Annotated in this window: 28 protein-coding genes; 4 read left to right on the top strand and 24 right to left on the bottom strand. The window is 61.7% G+C overall.

Features of this window, described 5'->3' with window-relative positions; genetic code table 11:
- The first annotated feature begins 43 nt into the window (after positions 1–43).
- Entirely contained in the window at positions 44–931 is an 888-nt protein-coding gene (locus tag NL528_RS13500) for an MBL fold metallo-hydrolase (RefSeq protein WP_309183145.1), read from the top strand.
- A gap of 340 nt (positions 932–1,271) precedes the next feature.
- Positions 1,272–2,378, top strand: a complete 1,107-nt coding sequence (locus NL528_RS13495; RefSeq protein WP_309183144.1) for a DUF2336 domain-containing protein — start codon at positions 1,272–1,274, stop codon at positions 2,376–2,378.
- A 928-nt stretch (positions 2,379–3,306) separates the two neighbouring features.
- Here the strand turns inward: NL528_RS13495 and NL528_RS13490 are convergent.
- From NL528_RS13490 to NL528_RS13450, 9 genes are all read right to left on the bottom strand, one after another.
- The gene (locus tag NL528_RS13490) at positions 3,307–4,584 is read right to left on the bottom strand and encodes an MFS transporter (protein ID WP_309183143.1); all 1,278 of its coding nucleotides are present in this window, start codon (positions 4,582–4,584) and stop codon (positions 3,307–3,309) included.
- Positions 4,585–4,697: 113 nt separating this feature from the next.
- A complete protein-coding gene (locus NL528_RS13485) occupies positions 4,698–5,444 on the bottom strand; it encodes a glucose 1-dehydrogenase (RefSeq protein ID WP_309183142.1) in 747 nt (248 codons plus the stop codon).
- A 147-nt stretch (positions 5,445–5,591) separates the two neighbouring features.
- Entirely contained in the window at positions 5,592–6,650 is a 1,059-nt protein-coding gene (locus NL528_RS13480) for an SDR family oxidoreductase (protein WP_309183141.1), read from the bottom strand.
- A gap of 80 nt (positions 6,651–6,730) precedes the next feature.
- Positions 6,731–7,459: a glucose 1-dehydrogenase gene (locus tag NL528_RS13475; protein WP_309183140.1), complete on the bottom strand. Its 729-nt coding sequence runs from the start codon at positions 7,457–7,459 to the stop codon at positions 6,731–6,733.
- Positions 7,460–7,529: 70 nt separating this feature from the next.
- Entirely contained in the window at positions 7,530–7,898 is a 369-nt protein-coding gene (locus NL528_RS13470; RefSeq protein WP_309183139.1) for a DUF427 domain-containing protein, read from the bottom strand.
- 62 nt (positions 7,899–7,960) lie between these two features.
- Positions 7,961–8,362 (bottom strand): nuclear transport factor 2 family protein, encoded by a 402-nt coding sequence (locus NL528_RS13465; protein ID WP_309183138.1) that lies wholly within the window; start codon positions 8,360–8,362, stop codon positions 7,961–7,963.
- A 40-nt stretch (positions 8,363–8,402) separates the two neighbouring features.
- A complete protein-coding gene (locus NL528_RS13460) occupies positions 8,403–9,035 on the bottom strand; it encodes a glutathione S-transferase (RefSeq protein ID WP_309183137.1) in 633 nt (210 codons plus the stop codon).
- The gene (locus tag NL528_RS13455; RefSeq protein WP_309183136.1) at positions 9,032–9,892 is read right to left on the bottom strand and encodes an alpha/beta hydrolase; all 861 of its coding nucleotides are present in this window, start codon (positions 9,890–9,892) and stop codon (positions 9,032–9,034) included. Before NL528_RS13455 ends, NL528_RS13460 begins: the two co-directional genes overlap by 4 nt.
- Positions 9,893–10,028: 136 nt before the next feature.
- A complete protein-coding gene (locus NL528_RS13450) occupies positions 10,029–10,775 on the bottom strand; it encodes a glucose 1-dehydrogenase (RefSeq protein WP_309183135.1) in 747 nt (248 codons plus the stop codon).
- 171 nt (positions 10,776–10,946) lie between these two features.
- Here NL528_RS13450 and NL528_RS13445 point away from each other — a divergent pair, with 171 nt between their 5' ends.
- Positions 10,947–11,861: a LysR family transcriptional regulator gene (locus tag NL528_RS13445; RefSeq protein ID WP_309184889.1), complete on the top strand. Its 915-nt coding sequence runs from the start codon at positions 10,947–10,949 to the stop codon at positions 11,859–11,861.
- A gap of 65 nt (positions 11,862–11,926) precedes the next feature.
- Here the strand turns inward: NL528_RS13445 and NL528_RS13440 are convergent, their stop codons facing one another.
- The 3 genes from NL528_RS13440 to NL528_RS13430 all read right to left on the bottom strand — a co-directional run bounded on the left by NL528_RS13440 (position 11,927) and on the right by NL528_RS13430 (position 15,283).
- The gene (locus NL528_RS13440) at positions 11,927–13,036 is read right to left on the bottom strand and encodes an alkene reductase (RefSeq protein WP_309183134.1); all 1,110 of its coding nucleotides are present in this window, start codon (positions 13,034–13,036) and stop codon (positions 11,927–11,929) included.
- A 119-nt stretch (positions 13,037–13,155) separates the two neighbouring features.
- Positions 13,156–13,830: a peroxiredoxin-like family protein gene (locus tag NL528_RS13435; RefSeq protein WP_309183133.1), complete on the bottom strand. Its 675-nt coding sequence runs from the start codon at positions 13,828–13,830 to the stop codon at positions 13,156–13,158.
- A gap of 571 nt (positions 13,831–14,401) precedes the next feature.
- Positions 14,402–15,283, bottom strand: coding sequence for a LysR family transcriptional regulator (locus NL528_RS13430; RefSeq protein WP_309183132.1), 882 nt, complete (start codon positions 15,281–15,283; stop codon positions 14,402–14,404).
- A gap of 125 nt (positions 15,284–15,408) precedes the next feature.
- Between NL528_RS13430 and NL528_RS13425 the strand changes: the two genes are divergently transcribed.
- Positions 15,409–15,642: a hypothetical protein gene (locus tag NL528_RS13425; protein WP_309183131.1), complete on the top strand. Its 234-nt coding sequence runs from the start codon at positions 15,409–15,411 to the stop codon at positions 15,640–15,642.
- 19 nt (positions 15,643–15,661) lie between these two features.
- Here NL528_RS13425 and NL528_RS13420 read toward each other — a convergent pair whose 3' ends face one another.
- The 12 genes from NL528_RS13420 to NL528_RS13365 form a co-directional block, all read right to left on the bottom strand.
- Complete coding sequence (locus NL528_RS13420; protein ID WP_309183130.1) at positions 15,662–16,066, bottom strand: hypothetical protein; 405 nt, start codon at positions 16,064–16,066, stop codon at positions 15,662–15,664.
- Positions 16,063–17,001, bottom strand: coding sequence for an alpha/beta fold hydrolase (locus tag NL528_RS13415; RefSeq protein ID WP_309183129.1), 939 nt, complete (start codon positions 16,999–17,001; stop codon positions 16,063–16,065). Before NL528_RS13415 ends, NL528_RS13420 begins: the two co-directional genes overlap by 4 nt.
- Positions 16,998–17,864: a hypothetical protein gene (locus NL528_RS13410; protein WP_309183128.1), complete on the bottom strand. Its 867-nt coding sequence runs from the start codon at positions 17,862–17,864 to the stop codon at positions 16,998–17,000. The genes NL528_RS13415 and NL528_RS13410 overlap by 4 nt, the downstream gene beginning before the upstream one ends.
- 185 nt (positions 17,865–18,049) lie before the next feature.
- Positions 18,050–18,985, bottom strand: a complete 936-nt coding sequence (locus NL528_RS13405; RefSeq protein ID WP_309183127.1) for a D-2-hydroxyacid dehydrogenase family protein — start codon at positions 18,983–18,985, stop codon at positions 18,050–18,052.
- A gap of 12 nt (positions 18,986–18,997) precedes the next feature.
- Positions 18,998–19,822 carry an alpha/beta hydrolase gene (locus NL528_RS13400; RefSeq protein ID WP_309183126.1) on the bottom strand — a complete coding sequence of 275 codons (825 nt, stop codon included), beginning with the start codon at positions 19,820–19,822 and terminating at the stop codon, positions 18,998–19,000.
- Positions 19,819–20,289 carry a 2,4'-dihydroxyacetophenone dioxygenase family protein gene (locus NL528_RS13395; RefSeq protein ID WP_309184888.1) on the bottom strand — a complete coding sequence of 157 codons (471 nt, stop codon included), beginning with the start codon at positions 20,287–20,289 and terminating at the stop codon, positions 19,819–19,821. Before NL528_RS13395 ends, NL528_RS13400 begins: the two co-directional genes overlap by 4 nt.
- A gap of 146 nt (positions 20,290–20,435) precedes the next feature.
- Positions 20,436–21,140 (bottom strand): glutathione binding-like protein, encoded by a 705-nt coding sequence (locus tag NL528_RS13390; protein ID WP_309183125.1) that lies wholly within the window; start codon positions 21,138–21,140, stop codon positions 20,436–20,438.
- An 81-nt stretch (positions 21,141–21,221) separates the two neighbouring features.
- Entirely contained in the window at positions 21,222–21,797 is a 576-nt protein-coding gene (locus tag NL528_RS13385) for a carboxymuconolactone decarboxylase family protein (RefSeq protein WP_309183124.1), read from the bottom strand.
- An 82-nt stretch (positions 21,798–21,879) separates the two neighbouring features.
- On the bottom strand, positions 21,880–22,437 hold the full coding sequence (locus tag NL528_RS13380; protein WP_309183123.1) for a DUF417 family protein: 558 nt from the start codon (positions 22,435–22,437) through the stop codon (positions 21,880–21,882).
- A 121-nt stretch (positions 22,438–22,558) separates the two neighbouring features.
- Positions 22,559–23,134 (bottom strand): carboxymuconolactone decarboxylase family protein, encoded by a 576-nt coding sequence (locus tag NL528_RS13375; RefSeq protein WP_309183122.1) that lies wholly within the window; start codon positions 23,132–23,134, stop codon positions 22,559–22,561.
- Positions 23,135–23,367: 233 nt separating this feature from the next.
- Positions 23,368–24,564, bottom strand: coding sequence for an SDR family oxidoreductase (locus NL528_RS13370; protein WP_309183121.1), 1,197 nt, complete (start codon positions 24,562–24,564; stop codon positions 23,368–23,370).
- Between the two features lie 487 nt (positions 24,565–25,051).
- Entirely contained in the window at positions 25,052–25,474 is a 423-nt protein-coding gene (locus tag NL528_RS13365) for a hypothetical protein (RefSeq protein WP_309183120.1), read from the bottom strand.
- Between the last annotated feature and the right edge of the window lie 31 nt (positions 25,475–25,505).

The raw sequence follows: 25,505 nt of genomic DNA, 5'->3' as shown, positions 1-25,505 counted from the left end.
CTCGCGATCCCCCCCCCCTCAAATCCCACGAAGGTCTTTCCTAATGACCCATCAACCCGCACAGCAGATCTCCGGCGTCTATCATCGCAGGATCGGAGATATCGTCGTCACCGCCATCAGCGACGGTTACCTGGATGGCACTCTCGAGGTGATGCGCAATGTCGACCTCGAAAAGGCCGGACAGATCCTGCGGGAGGCATTCCGGCCGGCGCGGCGAACCAGCGTCAATACTTTCCTGATTCATTCCAGGGGCCGCATGGCGATCGTCGACACCGGATCGGGCAATTATCTCCAGCCGACCGCCGGCTTCGTTCAACGCAACCTCGTGGCGGCCGGTATCGATCCGAAGTCGATCGATACCGTGTTGCTGACCCACATGCACCCGGATCACTCCGCCGGCCTGACCGACATGTCGAACGGCCAATTGCTGTTCCCGAACGCGGAACTGGTCATGCACGAGAATGAGTTGGCGCACTGGTTCGACGACGGCGCGATGACGAAGGTCGACGAGCGATCGAGAAAACTCTATTTCCTCGCCGGCCGCGAGCAGGTCGTCCCCTACAAGAATCGCACGCGGTTGTTCCGGCAGGGCGAGGTTTTTCCCGGCGTCACCGCGGTGCCGAGTCTCGGGCACACGCCGGGCCATACCGCCTATCTCATCGCATCGGGCAACGATCAGCTGATGATCTGGGGCGACACGGTGCACGTGCCCGAAGTGCAAACCGCGTTTCCCGAAGCCGGCATGGCCTTCGATACCGATCTTGCCGCAGCCGCGGCTTCGCGCAAGCGCATGTTCGACCGTGTCGCTTCCGACGGCATCCTGATTGCCGGGATGCATCTGCATTTCCCGGCATTTTCGCGGCTGGCGCGGCGCGGCGACGCCTATGCGCTTTTTCCCGAGGCCTGGGTCCACGCGCTGGATACGATCTAGCGCATGGGGCGTCGTCAATCGAAACGCCCGCCTGAAAGCCGCGGGTGGAGTGAGGACCGTGGCTTTCGCGAGCCATGGTGATCGTTGGCTCAACCATTCTTGCCGATTTTCGATAGCGATTGGCGGGCCACAGCAGGTGTTTGCGGCCGATCGCTCCAAGAAAGCAAAATCCACATTAACAAATTGGTCGGACAATCCATTGTTCACCGGACCTTGTCGGAATTATTTGGATTACCGGGTGACGGACCCGACGATTCATTTGAGATAGTCGGAATACCTGACTCGAGGTCGGTTATCGCGAGTTCCTTCTTTTAGACGTTGAGCTTTCGCGGATCGTGCGATGTCCCATCTCAAGGAACTGAATGACGCAATTTCCCGGGGATCATCCGAAAGCCGTCTGAAGGCGCTGTGGCATGCCACCGATATGCTGATAGCCGGCCGCTATACCGAAGATCAGATCTGGATCTTTGGGGAAGTGATCGGGCGGCTCTCAGAGGAAATTGAATTGGCTGCCCGCTCAGAGCTTGCGAAGCGGCTGGCACGCTGCGACCATGCGCCGATCTACATGATCAACAAGCTTGCCTTTGACGATTCGATAGACGTCGCCAGTCCCGTCCTTCGTTACTCCGAGCGGCTTGAAGTTCCGGCTTTGGTTGCGAACGCTCGCTCGAAAAGCCAGGGGCATCTGCTTGCAATCTCGCTGCGAAAATCGATCGCTGAACCGGTCACCGATGTACTTGTTGCGAGGGGTGATCAGCAGGTAGTGAATTCGGTAACTGCTAACGTCGGCGCGCGTTTCTCGGAGTCCGGTTTCCTTCGTTTGATAAGGCGGGCTGAGAACGATTGCATTATCGCCGAGCATCTTGGGCAGCGTCGGGACATTCCCAGGCATCTTTTTCAGCAAATCATCGCGAAGGCGTCCGCCGATGTGAAAAGGAAACTTGAAGGCGAGCGGGCAGAAGCCGAAAGTCAAGTTCAAGGTGCAGTAACCGATGTAACCGGGGCATTGCATTCGATATTTGGACCGGCGTCAAAGAGCTACTTCAACGCCAAGCGAACCGTGGGAGCGAAACACCAACTCGGTGAGTTGAATGAAGCCCACGTTCTCGAATACGCCGAGACCCGCAAGCTTGATGAAGCTATCGTCGCGCTATCGCTGTTGTGTGCCTTGCCGGTCGACGTGGTGGAACGTGCGCTGCTTGCCGCGAACAAGGAAGAACTGCTGATTCTGGCGAAAGCCCTCGATCTATCGTGGAATACGACCATGGCGCTGGTGTTCCTTGGCGCCGCGGAACATCGAGTCCTTGCGAAAGACCTCTCCGAAATGGAGAAAGCGTTCGTCCAGCTGGACGTTGCAACGTCCAAAAAGGTCTTGAAGATCTATCACTCGCGGAAGGAATCAGTGGACTCCGGTCTCCGCGGCCTTCCCCAGCTTCATGCCGTCTGAACGTCCGGAAAGCGCTGCGACGCGCATCTTCGGTTCGGCTCCTGCGCCGGCAGCGCGGTCCAACGCCGGCTTCATGAGGTGACATTCAAGCAATCGCCCACGGCCGCGCTCAGCAAAAAACAGCCCGACGGGCAAATCAGTGATTTGCGTGTCAAGCCCGACATACGAAAATATTCCCCTTGTCCCGTCGGGCAAATCAGCGCTACCAGCTCGCCCCGTCCTTTCCCGGCAAGAGGGGCGTATCGCGATCGTCACGAACGCGGGATGGGATGTGGTGGACGCGACAGCGTCGGCGCGCAATGAGTTTACAGGGCGGCTTTCCGTGAGTGAACGATCGCGCGCAGGACGAACGGCGCTGTTTTCGCCTGTGCTGGAAGTTTCGACGGCTTGTCCGCCGAAGCCTTTGGCGAAGGCGGATCGCGTACGGCAAAACCGTGTGGTCCTGACGCCCGTTGCTGGCGCCAAGTCCGCGGAGGCCTGTCGGGCTCAACCGGGCCCAGGCGAGCCAATCAATCCGCAGACGACGGTGGCAAGACGAATTCGTCGCCGGGGAGAGCACGGCATAAGCCGTAAAGCCATTGCGCGGGGAATGCCGGATTGCCTCCGCTGAACCTGTATGCTCGTGTGCGCTTCTTTGCACAATTTTGCGCACGAGACCGCGGGTGCAGCGTGCACCCGGCATTCCCTGCACCCTCATTTTCTCGAGGGTGACAAGCACAAAGCTCGGGCGCGTCGCGCCGCGGGAACGTGGTCGTTTGACCCAGATGGAATTCGGAGACATCGACCCGAAAGCGAGAGTGCGCAGGGCTGGATTCCGTTCCCGACGGCGTCAAAGCGCTTGCGCGGCAGACGCAGCATGCCGGCTTAAATTCCCCTGTCGGCGGCATACCTTCCGCGATTTGGAACACGGCGATCGTTCGCGTGGTAGTCACGTGGATAAAGGGGGAGCGGCAGAATGGGGCTTGGTGAATGGCGTGGTCGTGGCGAGTGCAAGCGTGGCGACATTCATCAGGATGATCGCTGCCGCACCGAGATCGACGGCGAGACCAAGCCCCCTCGCTGTCGCAATAGCGCCTAGAACGAGGGCGAGCGCGCCCATCGACAGGTAACTCAGCAGATAGAGTGCGGCGAGTATGCCGCCACGGTTGCGCTCGGGAGCCGCCGCGCTGATCACTTGCAGACCGCCGACAAACAACAGGCTGTACGCCCCTCCCGCGGCGGCGATCGCCAGCAGATAGATGACCAGATCGCGCTCATTGATTGCCAGGATCAATAGCACCATGCCTGAACAAGAGATCAGCGCGCCGGCGATCAGCGCCACCCGTGGCGAGAGGGTCCGGGCGATGATCCCGATCACTCCCATCACGATGGGAAATAATGAAAGAACGGTGCTGTTGAGAAAGGCATTGGGTGAGCCGATCAGATCATGCTCAACTTGCCCGCCGAGCGACAGGACCAGCACGCCGAACGTATAGGCTGCCATCATCGCGGTCGATGACACCGCGAAGACCCGACGCACATCCGTCGGAACCGACGGCATCCGAGAGCGCCAGTCGCCGACCGCGCCGCCGGCCGGATGCCGCGGCAAGAACCAGGTCGCAGTCAGCAGGATGAGGAGCAGAACAGCCAGTATCGAGAAGCAAAGGCGCGTCGGCCATGGCCCGTATTCCGTCAAGGCGCCGCCGAGCAGCAGAGCGGCGGCGAAGCCGATTGCCTGTGCCCCCATCGTGACCGAGGCCGCACTCTTCGCACGTTCCCGGCTTATGAACTCCAAAATCGCGGCGGTCGACGGGCTCGCCGCCAAACCGACGCCGATGCCCATCAGGGCACGTCCCGCGAATACCCACCATACGTCAGGTGCGACCGCAAACAACAGGGCGCCGGCCAACGAAGCAGAGAGGCCGGCCAACATCGTCGCGCGGCGACCAATCTGATCGGAAATTCCGCCGAAGGCGACCAGCATGACAACGACGCCAATCGGATAGATGGCAAAGATTCCCGCCGTCACCGTATGGGTGAGATGCCATTCATCGGCATAAAGCCCGTATGTCAGTGCAGGCGCCGCACTTGTCCAAAGCGTATGACTGACCACGCCCGCCGAAACCAACAGACTCGCGCGGCGCCCGAGGACGAACCGCCCTCCCACTGGAGGCTCAGTCCGGTCCGCCACGGTAGGACGAACGGAGTCAGGCGCTGGCTTGATCATACCTGTCGTCCTTGTGAGTTCAGCAAAGTCTCAGCCGGTCTCCGGACGCAGCCGCGCGATGCGCCGGCAAAGCGCGCGGTGATTTCCAGGCTAGGTGATGGGCTTCTACGGAATTACGAAGCGGTCTTGCCGCCGTTCACGCTGATGATCTGGCCGGTGATGAACGACGCCTTGCGGGAAGCGACGAACACGATGGCATCGGCGATCTCCGCGGGGGTTCCCGCACGCTTGAGAGGTATTCCCGCGACCAGTCCGGCTTTTCTCTCGGCGGTGCCGGTGAACCGATCAAGCATTTCGGTTTCGACAGGACCGGGCGCTATGGCGTTGACGCGAATGCCTGATGCCGCAGCTTCGAGCGCTGCGGATTTCGTCAATCCCTCGACCGCGTGCTTGCTGGCGGTGTAGAGCGACGCACCCGGCGCGCCTCGCTGTCCCATGGTCGACGACAGGTTCACAATGCTGCCGCTGCCCTGCGCCTGCATCACGCGCATCTCATGCTTCATGCTCAGCAGCACACCGAGCACGTTGGTATCGAAAGTGGCCGCGTAGCTTTCGGCGGTCTGTTCCGTCACGGGACCGGCCCTGCCCTCGGTACCGGCGTTGTTGACGGCCACATCGAGCCGGCCGAACCGTGCCATGGTCTTGTCGACCAGGTTGCGGACATCGTCTTCGTGGCGGACATCAGCACGGACGAATTCGGCTTCCACACCGAGACTGCGGAGCTCCTGGGTCAGGGCATGGCCCGCCTCGTCGCGGCGGCCGGACACAACGATCCGGGCGCCTTCTTGAGCGAAGGCCAAGGCCGTGGCGCGGCCGATACCGGTCAATGCGCCTGTAATCAGGACGACGGATGCACTCATGGACGTTTTCCTTTGAAAGCGGGCTGTATTGCGGGAAGGACTGCGGAAGCACCACGTCTAAGGTCAAGGCGACTCGCCATTGCCTTGATCGCTTCCGTCGCGGGTGATGGGGTGGCTCTGGCGCACGCGACGACAACGCTCGCTGTGTTACGGAATGATTCGGTCACGCTGAAAATCCGAGAACATCCGAAGGAACATCTCCTCGGTGTCCACCAGGTCGTGGAATCCGAAACGGCGGGCCTTGCTGGTATCGGAGACGATATCGTAATCGGAAGCGAACACGCCGTCCGGGTAGCCCCAGGCGGCAATCTCTTCGAAGCGGAATTTCTGCAATCCGTTCCTTTCGACGATCTTTTCCCAGATCGGCCCCTTGTCCGCCATGGACCGTGCAAGGTTGATATGTCGTGGCGGAGCCAGTTCCATCACGAAGAAATTGGCGAACCTGGGCCACAGGTTCTGCCACCTGATCAGGTCACTGTTGGTGATGTTGAATGCCTGGTTGGCGCATTTCGGATCGGTCGCCATCCATGCGACGGCCTTTGCCAGAAGAGCGGCGTCCGTGCACTGGTAGAGTGCGGTATAGGCCCCGGGCTTGCCTGGAAAGCTGAGAGGCAGCCCCAATGCCTTGCAGATGTTCGCATAGACTGCGATCGCCAGGGTCAGGTTCATCGGTCCTCCCGTGGAGAATCCGCAGACTGCGTGCGGACGCCCAACCGACCAGGTCCAGCGCTTTCCTTTCTGGAATTGTTCGAGAAAGTCCTGCTGGTCGTAATAGAAATTCGGCGGCATGTGCCGCGGATCGTCTTCCTTGGTCGGAGTCTTGTACGGACCGAGGTGATTTCCGTACCATCTGGTGCCCTGAGAGAGATGAACATGCTCGAGCACGGGTGACGCGGCCGCGATGGTCTTGACGAGGTTGAAGAACATGTCGGCGTTCGCTGACACCGTCTCGCCGGGATCCGGGCGCTCCGTGATTGCCAAATAGAACAGGTGCGAAATATTCGTGAGCGGCCCGAGCTTTGTCCGGCAATCATCGAGGTCGAGAAGATCCACGGCGATGTGTCTGTAGTCACCGGGAATCCGCGGCTTGCGGCGCGACACCGCAACGACATCCCAGCCACCCTGCTCGAGCAGGTGAGCCAGCATGTAGCCGCCGGCCAGACCTGAGGCACCCGTGACAAGTGCGGTACGCTTTGCCTTGGACATCTGTCCTTCTCTCCTCCACGTCGCCCCGACGTGGAGCTGAAATTTCACTTCCGCCGCTTCCGTTTTTCGGTCCCGGCCGGTCAAACCTGACCTCGGCCGCCATCGACGAATAGTTCGATGCCCGTGACGAAGCTGGAATCGTCTGAGGCCAGGAACACTGCTGCCTTGGCGACTTCGTCCGGCTCTCCTATGCGTCCCATCGGAATGGTAGCGACGAGCCTTGCAATGACGTCCGGGGGTTGGAGATCCATCAGGGGCGTCTTGATCGGACCGGGGCTCAGGACATTCGAGCGAATGCGACGGTCCTTCAACTCCACGGTCCAGGTTCGCACCAGATTGCGAACCGCCGCCTTGGTAGCGCCGTAGGTACCGAAGGAAGCTGTGCCTTTGACGCTTGCGACGGAGCCGATGAGAATGATCGACCCTCCGTCGTTCATCAGTGGCAAGGCCTTTTGCACCGTAAACAGCGTGCCCTTCACGTTGAGATCGAAAAGCTTGTCGAAATGCGCCTCCGCGAGGCTCGCCAAAGGAGCGAATTCGCCGATGCCGGCATTGGCGACCAGGATATCGATCTGTCCCTTCGCCTTCACGGTCTGGAAGAGTCGATCTAGGTCCTGCAGTTTGGAGACATCTCCCTGCACTCCGGCAATGTTGCGGCCGATCACCTTGATGGCCTCTTCGAGTTCCTTTTGCCGGCGGCCTGTTATGAAGACGTAGGCGCCTTCATCGACAAATCGCTTGGCCGTCGCGAAACCTATTCCTGCGGTGCCGCCGGTAACCACGGCCACCTTGCCTTGTAGCTTGCTCATCATCGTCCGTCCTATTTGCCGGCGAGTCTCCTCGCCGCGGCGCTTACGGCCTGCGCGGTCAGCGTATCGCTTAGCCGATCTCGTCGACGCGGTCCGGGTAGAAGGCGACGTAGTCCTTGATCTGCGTCATCGCTTCAAACGGGGTCTCATACGTCCACACCGCATTGAGCGAACGATCCCCGCCAGCCGGGATGCTGTAGTAGGAAGCGTCGCCCTTGTAGGGACAATACGTGGTGTGTTCGCTGCGCGTGAGCGCAGCCATATCGACATCGCGACGGGGGATATACTGAACGGGCGGATAGGACGCCTCACGAAGCGTCAACGCATCGCTTGTGTCGGCGATAATTCTTCCGCCGACTTTCACCATGACGCGGGACGGGTTCGCTTCGATCGAAATAGGGTGATCGGGCCCCGGAATCTTGATCGGCTTGTCAGCCATGATGTATCTCCTTCTGAATTGGAAACGGCACCTGCCATCCAGAAACCGTCGTATTTCCGCGATCAATCGGCGAAGCGATCGCCGAACATTGGCCGACCGCTCTTCGACTCCGCGCGAGCCGCCTCATCCTGGAGGACGTCCCAGTGTTCGGCCAGCACCCCGTCGGCGATGCGCACGACGTCGGCGGCGATCCAGTTTTTCGGGCGTCCCATGCCAGAGAATCGCCCGTGGATGATGACAAAGTCACCTTCGGCCACGATCACGCCCGGCTCATATTTGAGGGACGCCGGAGTACCCTTGATGAGGTTGAAGAGACCCTCGCGGCCCGGCTCGATGTGAGCACTGTGCTGGATGTAGTTCGGCGACCAGAAGCGTTCGGCGGCCGCGTAGTCCCGCTTGTTGAACAAGGTGTCGAATGCCTCAAGGACGAGTGCCTTGTTCTTTGACTCCGTTGACTGGCTCATTTCATTCTCCTGACGACAAGTGTGTTGGGACCGCAGCGGACTACGCAGCCATGCTGGATCGGCTTGAAATAGCGTCGTACCAGCGCTTCAGTGAACGGTGCTGGTCCGCAACAGAGAAGTTGATCGCCTTGGCGGCGAACTCCACCGTCACCAGCGCGGTGATGTCGGCGACAGAGAAGCGCTGGCCGGCCACGAAAGGAGCCTCGCCCAATCGATCGTCGAAATCGGCGAAGAAATTCTTCACCCGGAGCTTGCTACGCTCCGCCAGTTCGGGAATCTGCTCGTAATCATGAGGTCCGGCGATCGCGCGGCTTTTGAGACCGGGCGCGGAATTGCGGATGGCCTCCATGACCGCGGCAAAACCTTCCAGTTCGGCACGCCGTTCCCACATCGCCACCACGGCTTTTTCCTTCGCCGTCTCGCCAAGCAAGGGCGGCGTCGGATGGGCCTCTTCAATGTACCGGCAGATCGCCGGCACTTCACCTATCGCGGCGCCATCTTCCAGCACCAGGGTAGGCACGACGCGGCGCGGGTTGATCGCGCGGTAGGCGTCGGAATGTTGCTCGCCTGTGCCAAGATCGACTGTGACGAGGGGAATCGAGAGTCCCTTTTCGGCGAGGAATATGCGCACGCGCCGCGAATTGGGTGAGGATGCAGAGTGGTGGAGTTTCATCGCGCTTTCTCTTCGGACAAGAACAGGGAAACGTGCCGGACGAACCGCTTGGGATATTGATATTGCGAACCGTGATTGGCATCCGGATAGAGGACAAGCTGGGCGTCAGGCAGGTGCTGCTGCAAGATGAACGAGTTCACGGAGTAGATGATGACGTCCCTGCTGCCATTGACGACCAGCGTCGGCTGGCGGATCGACTTCAGATATTCGAACGGCTTCTCCCGCGGCGCGCCCCATTCGCCGATCGCCTCGATCTGGGCGGGCGCGACCTTCTCGTTGACCTCGGGATCGCGGTTCTCGGCGCGTAACCGGAAGCGCTTGAGGAACTCGCGGCCCGCAGCCTGACTCTTCTCGGACTTCGTGAAATGCACGCGAAGCCAGAGATGATCGGGCTCGTCATAGGCGGCGCCGAAGATTTCCTGCGCCTCTGACGTGAGCGTGGCCATGCCCTCGCCACCGCGCGGGCCGGTGCCGACCAGGACCAGGCGCCTCACGAGGTCGGGCGCCTGAAGGGCGATTTCCTGCGCGACAAAGCCGCCGATCGAAAACCCGAGCACATCGACTTTCGTCAGTCCTAGCGCCTTGATGAACGCCACCGCGTTGGCGCCCATTTTCTCGATCCTGGCGGGCACCTCTCCAGAGGAACTGGATACACCGGCGTTGTTGAACAGGATGACTTCGCGGTCCATCGCGAAACCGTCGGTCACGGCCGGATCCCAATGGTCCATGGTGCCGGTGAAGTGCTGGTTAAAGACGAGCGGCACGCCGGCTGGATTGCCGAAGCGGCGATAGGCAAAGCGGATGCCGTTAGCTTCGACGAACTGCGTCGGCGCGGTCTGATGATTGGACTGGGTCATTGAGATTCCCTCTTGCGGTGGCTCAGGCCGACGTGCGAAGCGGTCGAAAGCGGCAGCGTCCGGACGCGCAGCGAAAGCCGCGAGAATGGCGCCGCGCCCGTAGCGGGCCCGGAGCAACCTCCGCGCCCGCACCGGATCAGTTGGCGCTGTGTCCGCCATCGACGTTGAGGACGTGACCCGTGATGAACCTGGCTTCGTCCGACGCGATGAACACGATGCCGTCGGCGACCTCCTCGGAGAGGCCGAGACGACCCAGCGGAACCTGCGTCGCCAGGGCCGCCTTGTTCTCCGACGTGCCGGTAAAGCGGTTCAGCATGCCGGTGTCCGTGGGGCCGGGCGCGACGGCATTCACGCGAATGCCCGACTTTGCGACTTCAAGCGCCACTGACTTGGTGATGCCTTCGACGGCGTGCTTGGCGCCGACATAGATCGAGGCAAAGGCCGCGCCCTCGTGCCCATAGGTCGAGGAGATGTTGATAATGCTGCCACTGCCCTGGACCTGCATGGCGCGCACTTCGTGCTTCATACTCAGGACCACGCCGACAACGTTGGTCTCGAACGTTGCCGCAACGCTTTCGGCGGTCTGGTCCGTGATCGGGCCAACCTGGCCTTCGGTAGCGGCATTGTTCACCGCGACATCAAGACGGCCAAACCGTGCGACGGTCTTGTCGACCATGGTTCGGACGTCATCTTCCTTGCGGACGTCGGCCTTAATGAACTCAGCCTCGGCACCCAGAGAACGAAGCTCCTTGACCAGTTCCTTGCCGACCTCATCCCGCCGGCCGGCAACGGCCACCTTCGCGCCCTTTTTGGCGAAAGCGATGGCGGCGGCGCGCCCGATGCCGGTCAAGGCGCCGGTGATCAATACGACTGGGTTACTCATTTTCCGGTTCCTTATGATTTCGGCTTCCCTGCCGACGGAGCATGGATTGTCCCGCCGGGAAGTCGATAAGCCCAACAGGTGTCTCCCGAGGGCACTTCCGTGATTGGGCAAGTAGGAACCACTGGCGTCTTCGCCAAAGACTTTATAAGTTGGTGGGCATGCCTGAGCGATATGGAAGGCAAGATGGAACTACGACACCTTCGTTATTTCGTCGCGGTCGCCGAAGAGGGCAGCCTGACGCTCGCGGCTGAAAAAAGGCTGCACACCGCGCAGCCTTCACTCAGCCGGCAAATCCGCGATCTCGAATATGAGGTCGGCGTTCCCCTGATGATACGCAGCGTGCACGGCATCGAATTGACCGCCGCCGGCCGGGCCTTTCTCGATCATGCACGGCTGGCGCTTACTCAGGCGGAGGCAGCTACGGAGGCGGCGCGGCGAGCGGCGCAACCGCCGCGGACATTGTTTGCGATCGGCTTCCTCACCGGCTATGAGATGGATTGGTTGCCGGCCGTGATGGAAATCCTGCGCGCCGAATTACCGAGCACTGAAGTCATCATCCACAGCCAGGACTCGCCGGATCTCGCAGCAGGTCTCACTCACGGAAAGATCGACCTCGCCTTCATGCGTCCGGAAAAACAGGCGTCCGGTCTGAAATTCAGGCTGTTGCGAAAGGACCCGCTGATCGTCCTGATGCCGCGCGACCACGCCTTGGCTGCGCGGAGCTCCATTCGCCCGCAGGACATCGCGGGCCAGACATTTATCGGAGTGTCCCCGGTCCGGGCACCGACCACGTGGGCTGCCATCAACGATTACCTCAAGCCTATCGGCGTGAAACCCGACCATCAGGCCGAGAACCTGGCAATGGGGATTTCGCTGGTGGCGTCCACCGGAGGCATCGGCCTGCTTCCGCTCTATTCTCAAAATCTGTTGCCGAAAACCGTCGTCAGCCGACCGATACGCGGGGCGCCGCCAACGGTCGACCTGGTCATCGGCTATAACGAGGCGAACACATCGCCGCTCGTAAAATTTATTCTAGCGAAAGTGGATGATTTGAAGTCTCTGGTTACAAAGAGCGGCAGCCGATAATCCTAGTTGCCGCGCAATGACATGTGGCGCGCCATCCTCTGGCGCGCCACAGCTCTCGTCCGGAATTAGACTGCCGCCGGCGCCATGTCGGCGTGCGCCGGATAATCGATGTAGCCTCGCCCGTCGCCGCCGTAGAACGTCGAGCGATCGTAGCGGTTCAAAGGCAAATTGCGCCGGATCCGCTCGGGCAGGTCAGGATTGGCGATAAAGTGTCGACCGAACGCGACGAGGTCCGCGTCGCCTGCCGCGACGATCGCCGCGGCACTGCCACCAGTAAAACCGCCGGCTGCGATCAGGGTGCGGCGGAATTTTCGCCGCAGATGCTGGGCTGCGATCGGAGCCTGACCTTTGGCGATCTCCTCGATGCCCTTGATGCGCGGCTCGACCACGTGGAGGTAGGCGATGCCGAGCCGATCGAGCTCGGTCACGACGTAGCCAAAGGTAGCTGCCGGGTCGCTGTCCGACATCGATCCGTAGGTGCCGCTGGGCGCGATACGGACGCCGACGCGATCGGCATCCCAGACCGAAATCGCTGCCTGCGTCATCTCAAGCAAGAATCGCGCGCGGTTTTCGATTGAGCCGCCATATTCGTCCGTGCGCTTGTTGGTGCCGTCTTGCAGGAACTGATCGGGCAGATAGCCGTTCGCGCCATGGATCTCCACGCCGTCGAAGCCAGCCCGCAATGCGCGCTCGGCACCGGTGCGGAACTCCTCGATGATGCCAGGAATCTCTTCAAGCGCGAGCGCACGCGGCATCGAGAACGGGACTTCGCCCTGCCTGGTATAGGCATAGCCTTCTGCCGCGATCGCGGACGGCGCGACCGGCGGCTCGCCATTCGGCTGCAGATCGGTGTGCGACTGACGGCCGACATGCCACAACTGCAGGAATATGCGGCCGCCCTTGGCATGAACCGCATCGGTGACGCGGCGCCATCCTTCAATCTGACGGTCCGAATAGATGCCGGGCGCGCCGGCATAGCCGTAACCGCGGATCGAAACCGGCGTCGCCTCGGAAATGATCAGGCCACCCTTCGATGCGCGCTGAGAATAATATTCGACCATCAGGTCGCTCGGAATGTCGCCCGGATCGGACCGCATCCGCGTCAGCGGCGCCATCACGACACGGTGGGAGAGTTGATAGGAGCCAATCTTGATTGGCGAGAACAGAGTGCTCATGGTGTTATCTCCTTCAGGTTTGGTGACGGCGGCCGATGGTCGCTGGGCGTAGCGCCCCATCAGCCGCCTCTTGGGAAGCGCGATGGGATCTCAATCGCGCTTCCCGTTTTTTGCCGCGATCAGACCTTCACCGCGGCAGCTCGCTGCAACACCGGGATCATGTCTTCCGGCTCGGGCCGGTGCGTGTAGTCCGGGTTCACCTCCGAGTAGAGGATCGTGCCGTCCTGGCCGATCACGTAGCGGGCCGGCATCGGCAGGGTCCAGTTCGGATCGTCGTTGAACGTCGGCAGATCGTTCTTGAGGTTCTTGTAGAGCTCGATCAGATAGTCGGGCAGCTCGAAGCGGAGGCCGAACGCGGCGCCGACCTTGCCCTTCGCATCCGACAGGATCGGGAAGGTGAGCTTGTTCTGACGCACCGACTTGCGGCTGTTCGGCGCGGTCTGCGGCGAGATCGCAAGCAGCGAGGCGCCATACTTGTCGAACGCGGGCTTGGCGGCCTCCAGCGCCTGCAACTCCATGTTACAGTAGGGGCACCACACGCCGCGATAGAAGCTGACGACGAGCGGGCCTTTCTTCAAGAGTTCGCCCGAGCTGACGATGTTGCCTTCGGGATCCTTCAGCGAGAACGATGGGGCCACGTCGCCAGCTTTCCTGGCGCGCTGCGCAACGCCGGAGGCAATCAGCTCGGCGGTGGCGCGATGCATGGTCTCGATCACGGAACGAGGGACGCTGTAGGGCGGCTTGCCGGCTTCGAAATCCGCCTTGAACGCATCGAGTTTGGCTTGCAGTGACATGGTCGGCTCTCCTTTGGGTTTCGCGTGGGCTTGTGGATCGAGGTCACGCGAAGAACCTAAAGGAGCCGGCCGCTGCGGGTAGCGGGGCCGTTGGACTAGGCTCTATTCCACTCGGGAATAGCGGCGCGTCATGTTCAGCAACCACGACAGATGACCAGCTTACGGTCGAGTTCCGCATCGAAAACCTGCTGCTCTCGCTCCCACGCCGACAGAACCTGGTTCTGGGGGACGTCGGCTCTTGCAGGCTGCCTATGACCGATCGGCGCGAGCCAGGGTGAGTGCGAGGTCAGAACGGCCGGGCTGTTCTGATCGGACGCTGAAGCAGGCGAATGCAGGCCGAACAGGGCAACGCCGGCAACGACTGCTGCGGCAACGCTCGTCAAACGATTCCCAGTTGAGCTGAACATGATGTGACACTCCTTTTCGCGGGCTCGGGATGAGCAACACCGCTTCTGGGGTCACCTTACTCAGCGCTCCAAAACGCTGAATGCCGGGTAGTATCGAAGAGATGCTCGTTCGTCTCATCGATTGGCGAGATGGGCACTCGTCCCGATTTGATCCGCCGTGTCGGTCAGGGGTTAAAGCTGCGTTCGAAGAAATCGACGAAAGCCCGCGCCTTCGCTGTCGCGGCGCGCCCGGTCGGAAACACCGCCCACAAATCGAGTGGCGGAAGGCTCCACTCCGATAGCACCGCGCACACGGCACCCGAGCGTAGTTCGGGGGTGAACATCCATTCCGACGCGATGGTCAGCCCGACATGGGCGAGCACCGCGGCTCTGACGCCTTCGGCCGCGGTCACCTTCAACCTGCTTTGGACCTTGACCGCAGCTTCAGAGCTGTCGCGCCGGAACGACCAGACGCTGCCTTCGCCCTGCAGATAAACAACAGCCTGATGCTTGCTGAGATCGGCCGGCGTTGCGGGGGTGCCGGCGCGCTCGAAGTAGCCGGGCGTACCCAATACCAGTCGCTTGCATCGACCGACGCGACGGACTGTCAGCGCCGAATCCAGCAGCTTTCCCATCCGCAGCGCCACATCGATGCCCTCCTGCACGAGGTCGATCTGGCGGTCATCGAGCACGACTTCCAGGTCGAGCTCCGGATGTTGCGCGAGGAACTGCGGCAGCAGGGGAATGAGGTGAATGCGGGCAAAGGTGACGGCGGCGCAGACGCGCAATCGTCCCTTCAGCCCGGTGCCGGCGCCGCGCGCGGCGAGTTCCGCCTCATCAGCCTCCTCGATTGCGCGCTTGGCTCGTTCGAAATAGCCAAGCCCCGCTTCGGTCGGGGTTAGTCCGCGCGTCGAGCGCGTGAGCAGCTTGACCCCGAGATAGCTTTCGAGCTGGGCGACCGTCTTCGAGACCGCCGGCTGGCCCACGCGAAGCTGCCGCGCCGCGCCCGAGAAGGATCCCGTTTCGACCACCCTGATGAAGGTCTCCATCGACGCCAGACGGTCCATCTTGATCCTCCCTTATTCTTCCTGGGAATGAGGCCTATTGCCGTGTCCTGTCTGCCACGGCTGCGAAGAATTGGCCATGTTTTCTCGCGACCCCAGCGGGTGCTTGGGCAGGACGGAGACGACCGATGACCCTCTACAGACAATCTTACGCGGACCGCCTTGAGGCCGAGTCATCCGCGTTCCTCGTCAGGCGGAGCACGAAAACCCTTGCCGCCGGGGCGGTCCGGACGCTCAACCTAACTCTTGCCGACGCTCTCTATGCCTACGCCGTGACCGGCAGCGCTTTCGCAACCCTGATGCTGCTCGTCGCGCCGCATCTGGAGATTTTCCTGCGCTGCCTCTTCCACGGCAAGGGATAAGCGCCCAGCTTCCGATCACTCAGCCGTGTCGGGACAGAAACGGGAGCTGATACAAGCGGCCGGTCGCGTCGAGGTCCTCGACCTCCCATTCGCCACCAATGCCCTGGATCATCCACCTCAGGACCGCCCAGAGATCGGTATCGACGTCTGCTTCGGTCAGGGGCTCCAGCGCATCAATGAGCGCATAGACCTCGAGTCCGTCGGGAAACGGCTCTCCGCTCCGACCAACGAATACGAGCGAATAGATGATTCCCGAAGGCGCACGGACATAGCCGGGCTTCGACAGGCCGTCGGTATCGAGCGAGAAGCGCCGAACGAAGAATTCCCGAAATTCCGGGTAGTGGCCGATGCGATCTTCCGCAAGCACGAGCGCTCTTCTTTTTCCCTCGAGGCTGGGCTGTTCGATGACTTCAACGTCTGTCATGGCTGCCTCTCGTGAATCCGGTCGAGGAAGTCGTTGATCTTCTTTGCGATCTCAGCTCCCGAATCCTCCTGAAGGAAATGCCGGCCGGTGACCAATTCGGGACCCTCCGCGTGCGGCAATAGCTCCTTGAAGCGCGTCGCGAACGTCTTGTGATCAAACACTTCGTCTTCCCTTCCCCAGACCAGCATTGTCGGAAATTTCGATCTTTTGAGTTCACGCTCGAGCCATTCGAAACGTCTGAAACCACGTGCGGTCTCATCGAGCGGAATCCAGCGCGGCCAGGTCCAGGTGAGGAGGCGCGATCCCGGATCGGGCAACACGCTCTCATAAGCGCTCTGGGCCTCGTCTTGAAATTTCTTCCTGTCGACCACCGACAGGTACATTCCGCGACCGGCCAACGCATTGTGCTTGCCAAGAAGATAAGGGCCTGCAAGCGGCGCGTGCATCATGCGCCAGGGAAATATCCGTTTGTGGAATTCGGCCGGAGGAAGCGGCCAGGCCCAGGTACTCATGATCACGAGCGCGCGGACGCGGTCAGAATTGGAGAGTGCAAAGCCGAGACCGGTCGGACCGCCCCAATCGTGACAAACCATAGTTGCGTTGCGAACGTCGAGCTGCCGCAGCAAGCTCGTGAGATTTGCGATGTGGCCGTCGAGACTGTGCGCCTGTTCGCGGACGGGTTTCTCGGACAGCCCAAAGCCGATCATGTCAGGAACGATCACGCGCCGGCCTGCAGCCGTCAGCGGCTTTACGAATTTCCGGTACAGGAATCCCCAGGCGGGATTGCCGTGCAGGAGAACGACGGGATCGCCGCCTCCCTCATCGATGTAATGCATGCGCCAGCCATTGACACGCTTGAATCTCGGTTCGTACGGCCATTCCTTATGCACGAAATACCCGGTCGGCACGCGCGACCCTGCTCGGTCAGGCTTCACTGCGCTTCTCCTTGCTGCCGATTCACACCCTGTGGAAAGAAAATCACGGCTTGGCCGTTGAGGCCGGGTAGCTTGACGACGGAACCGAGGCACTTCCCTGTCGCGAAATCGAAGGCCACCACTTCGTCCTGGGTCACGCAGTAGAGCCGGCCTTGAGGCCCAAACCGCAACCCCCGCGGTTTCTGGAATCCCACGTCATTGCGTGGCACGAGCACGCGGACGAGATGCCCGTCAGTACGGTCATATTCGCGAACGGTCGTGGCGGCATCCGCGGCACCGAACGGATGCTCGCTGCTCACGACGATATTGCCGCCTGGCGCGATCGTAAGGTCAAGCGGACTGAGCTCGGGGTCTCTCACCTTCCATGATGGCAGCATCCTGCGATCGGAATCGAACGCCAGAATGGTGTTGTCGCCTTCACCGCCCGGCCCGATACCGGAGGCAACGAAGAGCGTGCCATCGGGAGCGAACGCGAAGCCGCGCGGAAACGGCACGACCTGCGGCGGCAGGACATATTCGCCTTCGCCGTCGAGTTGGCGTGCAAACGCCATGATGGTGCGCTCGCCGCGCAGGCCGACGTAATAGCGCCCGTCCGGCCCAAAATTGCCGCCGCCCGGGTTCAGTCCCTCCACGGCTCTGCTTGCGCGGACGACCACTCCGTTGCGATCGAGCGCGAGAATCCGATTTGAGCCGCTGTTGACGAACAGCAACCTGTCGACGGGCTCGATCCCAAGCCCACGAGGATCGGCGATGCGCGGATCGTCGCCGAAGACGCCAATCGGCTTGCCGTCGTCGGCGAAGGCGAGAACTTTTCCGTAGCCGGCGCCGTTCGCGCCGGTTGCACTTGTGACGAGGAGCGTCATGGATCTTCTCACCCGCGGCGCTTCAGCGCCACCCAACGATTGCCTACGCGCAACATCATTCGTTCCTGCAATCGAGGTAGCTCTCTTGCCGGGATAAGACCTATTCCAGGCCGGAATGGAAAAGCTGTTATCTCGGCTCTGGATCGCATCAACGGCAGCGGTCAATATTCACGAGAGATTTGCCTTCACGCGGCATTGGCCTCGAGCCACCCGGCGATGCTGGCGGCAGCGTCGCCGTAGAAGGTGCGATAAAGCTCCTCCGTCACGTAGCCGATGTGCGGCGTCGCCAGCAAATTGTCCAGCGTTCGGAACGGGTGATCGGCGGGCAAGGGCTCGGTATCGAACACGTCGACGGCCGCACCCGCGATCGTGCGGGCCTGCAGCGCCTTGATCAACGCCGCTTGATCGACAATCGGACCGCGCGACGAATTGATCAGCCGCGCCGTCGGCTTCATCAGGGCGAGTTCGGGTGTCCCGATCAGGCCCTTGGTGCGCCCGCTCAGGACGAGATGGACCGTGATGACATCCGCCTCGCGGAACAGTGTCTCCTTGTCGACGAGCGCGGCGCCGGCGGCGCTGGCCTTCTCCTGGGTCAGGTTCTGGCTCCAGGCGATCACCTTCATGCCGAAGGCCAGACCGATGCGCGCGACCTCTCTTCCGATATTGCCCAACCCGACGACCCCAAGGCTTTTGCCTCGCAGGTTCGAGCCGAGGCCCGTCTGCCATCCGCCGGCCCTCAGCGATGCGGCCTCCCGGTCGATGCCCCGCATGCTCGCCAGGATCAGCGACCAGGCGAACTCGATGGTCGGGGTGGAGTCGTAGCCGGTCGGGGTCACCAGGATCCCGCGCTCTGCCGCGGCCTGCGTGTCGATCGAGGCGTTGCGAGGGCCCGTCGACGCGATCAGCTTCAGCCTCGGCAGCTGCTCGAGAATCTCCCTCGTCAACGGAGTTCGCTCGCGCATCACGCAGACGGCGTCGAACGGGCGCAGCCGGTCTACGACCGCACCGGGATCATCCAGGTGGTCGTTGAACACGGTGATCTCGGCGTGCCGCCGCACGGCGGACCAGTCGGCGAGTTGCTGCGCTACGTTCTGATAGTCGTCGAGGACCGCAACCCGCATGGGTATACTCCGTCAGTGTTCGGCGGCAAAGAACCCGGCCAGAGCTCCCGCTACCGCTTTGGGATCATTTTCCATCGGAATGTGGCCGGCCGACTTGATCCGCACAAGCCTCGTTTCCGGAATCTCGCGTGCGTAACGTTCGGCATAGTCGATGGTCTGGAATTCGTCGTCCTCGCCCCAGACCAGGAGCTTCGGCGTCCTGGATTGGAGCAGCGCCGGCAGCATCTCCACGGTGTAGCGGTGGTCGGCGGCGCCCGCTAGCGCCAGCCATGAGCGGGCAACCCTCGGGTCTGTCCAGGGTTCCAGATATTCGGTGATCTCGGCTTCGCTTGCCGGGCGGCCGAGCGCTTTCACGACGGACACGCGGCGCGCGGCGAGCACGTCGTCCCGCGTCGTCGCGGCGGCCACAACCGGATCCCGGAAGCGGGCGACGCCGGGCACCGGCCATGAGTCGTACATGATGCCGTTCACTACCGCCGCACGCGGCACCTGCACTGTTCCTGCGAGCATAAGATGCTGCGCCACACCTCCGCCGATGTCGTGACCAGCGACCATGACCGGTCCCTTATGCCCGAGTGCCTCGAGGAAGCGCACAAGCCAGGCAGAGAGACGCGGGACCGAAGCCTCGCTCATGGTGAGCTCACCACCGGAGCGGCCGAAGCCGGGGAAATCGACCGCAACCGGGCGAAGGCCCGCGGCGGCCATGCTGTCGAGCACGGGCTGCCAGACGCGGCTCCAATAGGTGCCATGAAGCAGGAGCACCAAGGGTCCCCCCTTGCCGGCGGTCAGATAGCTGATCGGAACGCCACCTACATCGACGGTCTCGCGTCTCGTCATCGGACGATCCTCTTCACATGTTCCTTGCCGAGCCCGATGGCTTCATAGTGCCTGGTCGAGTGCTCGAGCTTGGTGAAAACGTCTTCGTATCCGAGCGCCTCACCGTAGGGATCGACATAGGTGTACCCGCCCGTCACGTGAAAGAGCGTGGCCATCTCCTTGACGTCGTCCGGTACAACCAGCGTGTGCGTCTCGCCGGGCGGCTCGAATGCGTAGTCGCCCGGGGTTGCGATCCAGTCGTGCTCGAGGTAGCGCCATCTTCCGCGCAGCGTGAGGGCATGCACCGGTCCGGAATGGCGGTGGCGCGACAGCACGCCAGAGGACCGAACCCGCAGGATGTTGATGTAGTAGCCCTGGCTCACGTTCAGCACGAGCGGTCTGAACGCGACCGTGTCCGACTGCGGGACCCATTCGCGCTCGTCCCCGTCAAGCTCCAGCGCGGAGCCGACGAATACATCGGACACCATGCCTGCGGGCTGAGGTTTCTGGTAGGCGATCTTGCTCTGATCGATGGAACGGCGCTCGGGCGCCTGCTGCTGCTGCGATGAAGACTTGGTCGTCATTTTCTCCTCCATGAGGCCATGGGACGTCGGGATATTTCGCGCCTCTCCCGTCATGCTGCCGGCGCTATGCTGGCGGTCTGACCGAACAGGATCTTCTTGCCTTCCTCGGTAACCGTCGGGCGGCTCGAGTACGGCTCGCCTTTCGCGTAGGCCCGCTGCGTCCCGGGGCGCGCGCGCACCGTATCGAACCAGCGCCGCAGGTTCGGGAAGTCGTCCAGATTCTGCTGCTGGCGCTTCCAGGGAACAATCCAGGGATAAGCAGCCATGTCGGCGATACTGTAGTCGTCGCCGGCGACGAACGTGCGGTTTTCGAGATGACGGTCGAGGACGCCGTACAGACGGTTCGTCTCCTTCACGTAGCGGTCGATCGCGTAAGGAATTTTGCTCGGCGCGTAGACGCCGAAATGGTGGTTCTGTCCGGCCATCGGTCCCAGCCCGCCCACCTGCCAGAACAGCCACTCCGTCGCGGTCTTGCGGCCGCGGACGTCGTTCGGCAGGAAGCGGCCGGTCTTTTCGGCCAGGTACAACAGGATAGCGCCGGACTCGAACACGCTGATCGGCTCGCCGCCGTCGGCCGGCGCGGTATCGATGATCGCCGGCATGCGGTTGTTCGGCGAGATGGCGAGGAAGTCGGGCTTGAACTGATCGCCGGCGCTGATATCGACCGGATGGATCGTGTAGTCCAGCCCCGCTTCCTCCAGCAACATCGTGATCTTGTGGCCGTTGGGCGTAGGCCAGTAGTAAAGGTCGATCATTTCGGTCTCCTCTGCTTGTCCGCCAGGTGCAACGCCGCGGACCCCGCCCCTGCCGGAGGCAAGGGGCGGCCTCGGTCGCGGTCAGGCGGCGGCCTTCAGTTTGCCGGGCGCGTTCCACTCGGCGCCCTTCATGAACGGATCAAGGGGCGTCTGCGCGAGGTGGTTGGTGTAGTTCGAGATCAGCTTGGTCGCGGCGAGGACGAGTACGTCGAGGATGGCGCCATTGCCGAAGCCCGCCGCCTTGAAGGCGGATACGTCGGTCTCGCTGACGACACCGCGATTACGCGTCACTTTGGCTGCAAACTGGCGCAAGGCCTCGAGCTTGGGGTCGGCGATCGGACGCCCTTCGCGGACGGCGGAGATCGCCTCCGGCTCGACCTTGGCCACGCGAGACAGGTTCGTGTGGCCGGCCATGCAGTACGTGCACTCGTTCTCGTAGATGATCGCGATGTAGACGATGTTGCGTTCTTGCGGCGTAAACGCCGTCTTCTCTGCGATTCCCCACAAGGTGGCATAGGCCTCGAGCGCGGCGGGACTCTCGGCCAGCACGCGGTGCAGGTTCGGAACGAGCCCCCAGGATTTTTGAACGCCGTCGAGAATCCCGATCGATGCCGTCGGCGCGCTGGCCGTGTCGTGAAGCGTGAAACCGTTGATCATCTCTCGTCTCCTTCGAATGATGTGGCGGTGACAAACTTGGGTATCCGCCGGCGCCGGGGCAGTCGCTTTGGGGCAATATCATTCATTCCTGTCCGGAATGAACGAGACCCCCGGTTTTCGAGCGCCGTGCGACAGCGTCCTGCTGAGCAACGCGTACCACGTCCTGCTTCAGGAGATAGAACGAGACGGCGAGCAGCACGACATCCTTCATCAGGAACGGGACGTTGCCGGTCATCGCCGGAAATCCGGCCGCAGGATCCCAACCGTCAGGCATGAAGGGGATGATCGTGACGGTCGCGATGAAGGTCGCGGTCGAGCCGGCGGCACCGAGAATTCCGAGCCGCTTGTCCCAGAACCCTGCAAGCAGCAGGGCGCCAAACGTCCATTCGGAGACTCCGAGAAACCAGCTGGCACCCTGATGCCCGAACACGGGGTACAGCCACCAGATCAGCGGACCATTGCTGATGAAGGGCACGAGCCGCTCCGCCTCATACGGCCACCACTTCTGGTAACCGAAGAAGAAGAACATGATCACCATCGATGCGCGGACCAGATGGTAGTCGAGATCCTCGGTGAGCACGCCGGACCGGCGAAGGATCAGGACGAACGGGCTGACTGCTGTGTTGAGAATCGCGTTCATTATCGTAACTCCTTGTGTCGAGCGTCGACATGCAGTCGCTTCACGCGACCGCGGGGAAGTCGATTTCATTGTCGGACCACGCCGCCCGCGCCGCCAAGCGAGGGCGGCCTTTTGATGCCGGTCAGGCGGCCGGCTTGAGCTTGCCAGGCGGCGTCCATTCGGCGCCTTTCATGAACGAATCGTTCGGCGTCTCGGCGAGGTGGTTGGAATAGTTTGAGATCAGCTTGGTCGCGGCGAGGACGAGCACGTCGAGCACAGCACGGTTATCGTAGCCCGCAGCCTTGAAGGCTGCGACATCGGCCTGGCTCACCACGCCGCGCTGGCGGGTGACTTTTGCGGCGAACTGGCGCAGCGCCTCGAGCTTCGCGTCAGAAATGGGGCGGCCTTCACGGACGGCAGCGATCACGGCATTGTCGACCTTCGCCATGCGCGAGAGGTTGGTGTGACCCGCCATGCAATAGGTGCACTCGTTCTCGTAGATGATGGCGAGATAGACGATGTTGCGCTCCTGCGGCGTGAAACCCGTCTTCTCGGCAATGCCCCAGAGCGTGCTGTAGGCCTCGAGCGCCGCCGGGCTCTCGGCGAGGATGCGGTGCAGGTTGGGCACGAACCCCCAAGCCTTCTGGACGCCGCTCAGAATCTCGGCCGAGGGTGCGGGCGCGGTAGCAGTCTCGTGAAGCGTGAATCCGTTGATCATTTCTCTTCTCCTCTCTTGAGCACCAAAACCATGGCCGCACCATCATCCATTCCCCGCCGCGGCGGCAGGCGCGACGGAGCGATATCATCCATTCCGATCAGGAATGGATCTCTTGGCGACAAATCGGCCCGACGACTTCGAAGAGATCCCTTTCCGGGAAGCGATGATCCTGCCGTCCGATCCGGGCCGAGAGGTTGATTGACGAGAGTGATCATGCGAGGTGCGAGGATCGCTCATGAAACAGTCCTCTTGATCGCGCTCCCTTTCCTTTCCTCGCGCGGTGCTCGCCGTCCTTCGCTCCCTCTCTGTCCTGCACGAGTCACGGCGGGCGGCAGAAGCCTGTTGTCGATCAGGAACTGCAGCGCGTTCCGGAAGGCGTCCTCGGTGTCAATCGTCTTTGTGAACCCAGCCTGGCGCAGCTTGACGGTACTCACGAATGCCCGAGGTCCTTCCGGGGCGCCGTAGGCGAACGCGAAGTCCGCGTGCTGGTCCCCCTGGCCAACCAGTTCCCGTAAGCTCCGCGAGCGAAGATCGTACTTCGCGACGATCCGGTCCCAGATATCCGCGTTTTCCTCGAGGTAGGCCGTCACACTCATTGGCATGTCAGGCCCGGTTTCGACACCGAGGGTTTCGGCCAGGGCCGGCCACACATTGCGCCATTCGAACACGTCGCCATTGGTGATGTTGAACGCCTCGTTCGCCGCCTTGGGCGAGTGCGCAGCCCAGACCATCACGTCGGCCACGAGGTCTGCATCGGCGGCTTCCCAGACGAACGACGGACCGCCAGGAAATCCGAACGGTTCGCCCTTCTCGCGACGGATCGCTGCGTAGACACCGATGGCAGGGAGAACGTTCAAAGCACCTGGGGTGGGACCGGTGACGAGCTGCGGACGCAGTGCCGTGTAGCTGAAGCCGTGCCGGGCGCCCCTCTCACGCACATAGGCTTCCTGGTCGAAAAAGAAGTTCTGGTGGTCCCTGCGGGCATCGCGTTCGCGGGCCGGGATAGGGATCGGGTGCAGGTGCACGCCGTAGACCTTCGTTCCCTGCAGGATGCTGATATGCTGGAAATTGGACGCGGTGCGAACGATGGGTTCCACGACGTTGCGCAGCATGGCGTTGTTGGTCTCGATCTGTTCCTTGCTCGACCAGCCAGCGACCAGCTCGGGTTTCTCGTGCAGGGCCGTGTAGGCGATGTGCGTGATGTCAGTCAGCGGCTCGAACGCGACGCGGGCCGTCTCCTCGTCCCGCAGATCGACCGACAGAAACTCAACATCCCGGCCGCTCGGCAGCTCGGGCTTGCGGCGTGAGACGCCGACCACCTCCCAGCCGGCGGAGAGAAACTTCTCGATCGCGGCGACCCCCAGCAGGCCACTTGCACCCGTGACCAGCACCTTGTCTGGAACGATCTTGCTTTGATTGGTCGCGTTCATGACTTCAAGACCTCGTTGTTTGATGAGGTGAGCTTCCTTTTCAGAAAGGCGATGATTCTGATGTCCGATCCGAGCCGATAAGTTGGTGGACGAGCGTGATCATGCCTGAATTGCTCATGATACTTTCCTCTTGATTGCACTCTCTTTTCTCTTCTTCCGCGGTGCTCGCCGTCGTTCGCTCTCTCTCCGTCCAGCACGCGTCACATCGCTTGGTGCACAATGAAGAGCCCGGTCGCGCGGCGAGGCGGCTCTGCTGAAACCCTCGTTGCGTTCCGCCGCCGCGAAATGGTCCATCGTCTCGCGCATGAGCGTTCTCTGCAGATGGCAGCTCCGAAGAACCTGACTGCATGGGCAAGCGTTGCGCGATCTTCACCTCCAAGGCGAGTTAAACGTTATAAGAGGTTGTTAATCGTGTGGGGTGCGGGCGTGCGGCAGCCAGCCGCTCATAGCGAGGAGCCGAGGCGCCAGATGAGGGTCGGTCCGGTCGTCAGATATCGCGGCGATTGCGCAAGATGATCAATTCGATGATGACATCGTCATGAGGCGTGAAATAAAAGGCCAAGACGAGCGGGTCTGGCAAACCGCGTTTGTCGAAATTTCCATCAACATCGGCCGTCACAATAAAGTTGCCGTAGTGCCTCACGATTTTCGTAACTGCGATCGTCAGTTTTTCGCCGATGATGTCCCGTTCTGCCCAGTCCCTGATGGCCGCTTTGCCCCAGTAGTCCCGCAGCTGATCGTTGACGAGCGCGTCGTCGGAAAAAGTGACCATCAACCGCTCCAGGTCGGAGCTGTTCGTTGCCTCGACAAAGGCTGCAATCAGGGGCGGAAGCCCAGTTGAAGCATTGGTCGAAGAACGGGGGCTTGGCATGTGGATCAGCCATGGCGAACTGCGGTATTTCAATAACATGCCGCAATTTGTGAGCCTTCACCCATTGTAT

The organism is Bradyrhizobium sp. Ash2021 (genome assembly GCF_031202265.1).
Classification (GTDB): Bacteria; Pseudomonadota; Alphaproteobacteria; order Rhizobiales; family Xanthobacteraceae; genus Bradyrhizobium.
This window is presented reverse-complemented; position numbering and strand designations above follow the sequence as displayed.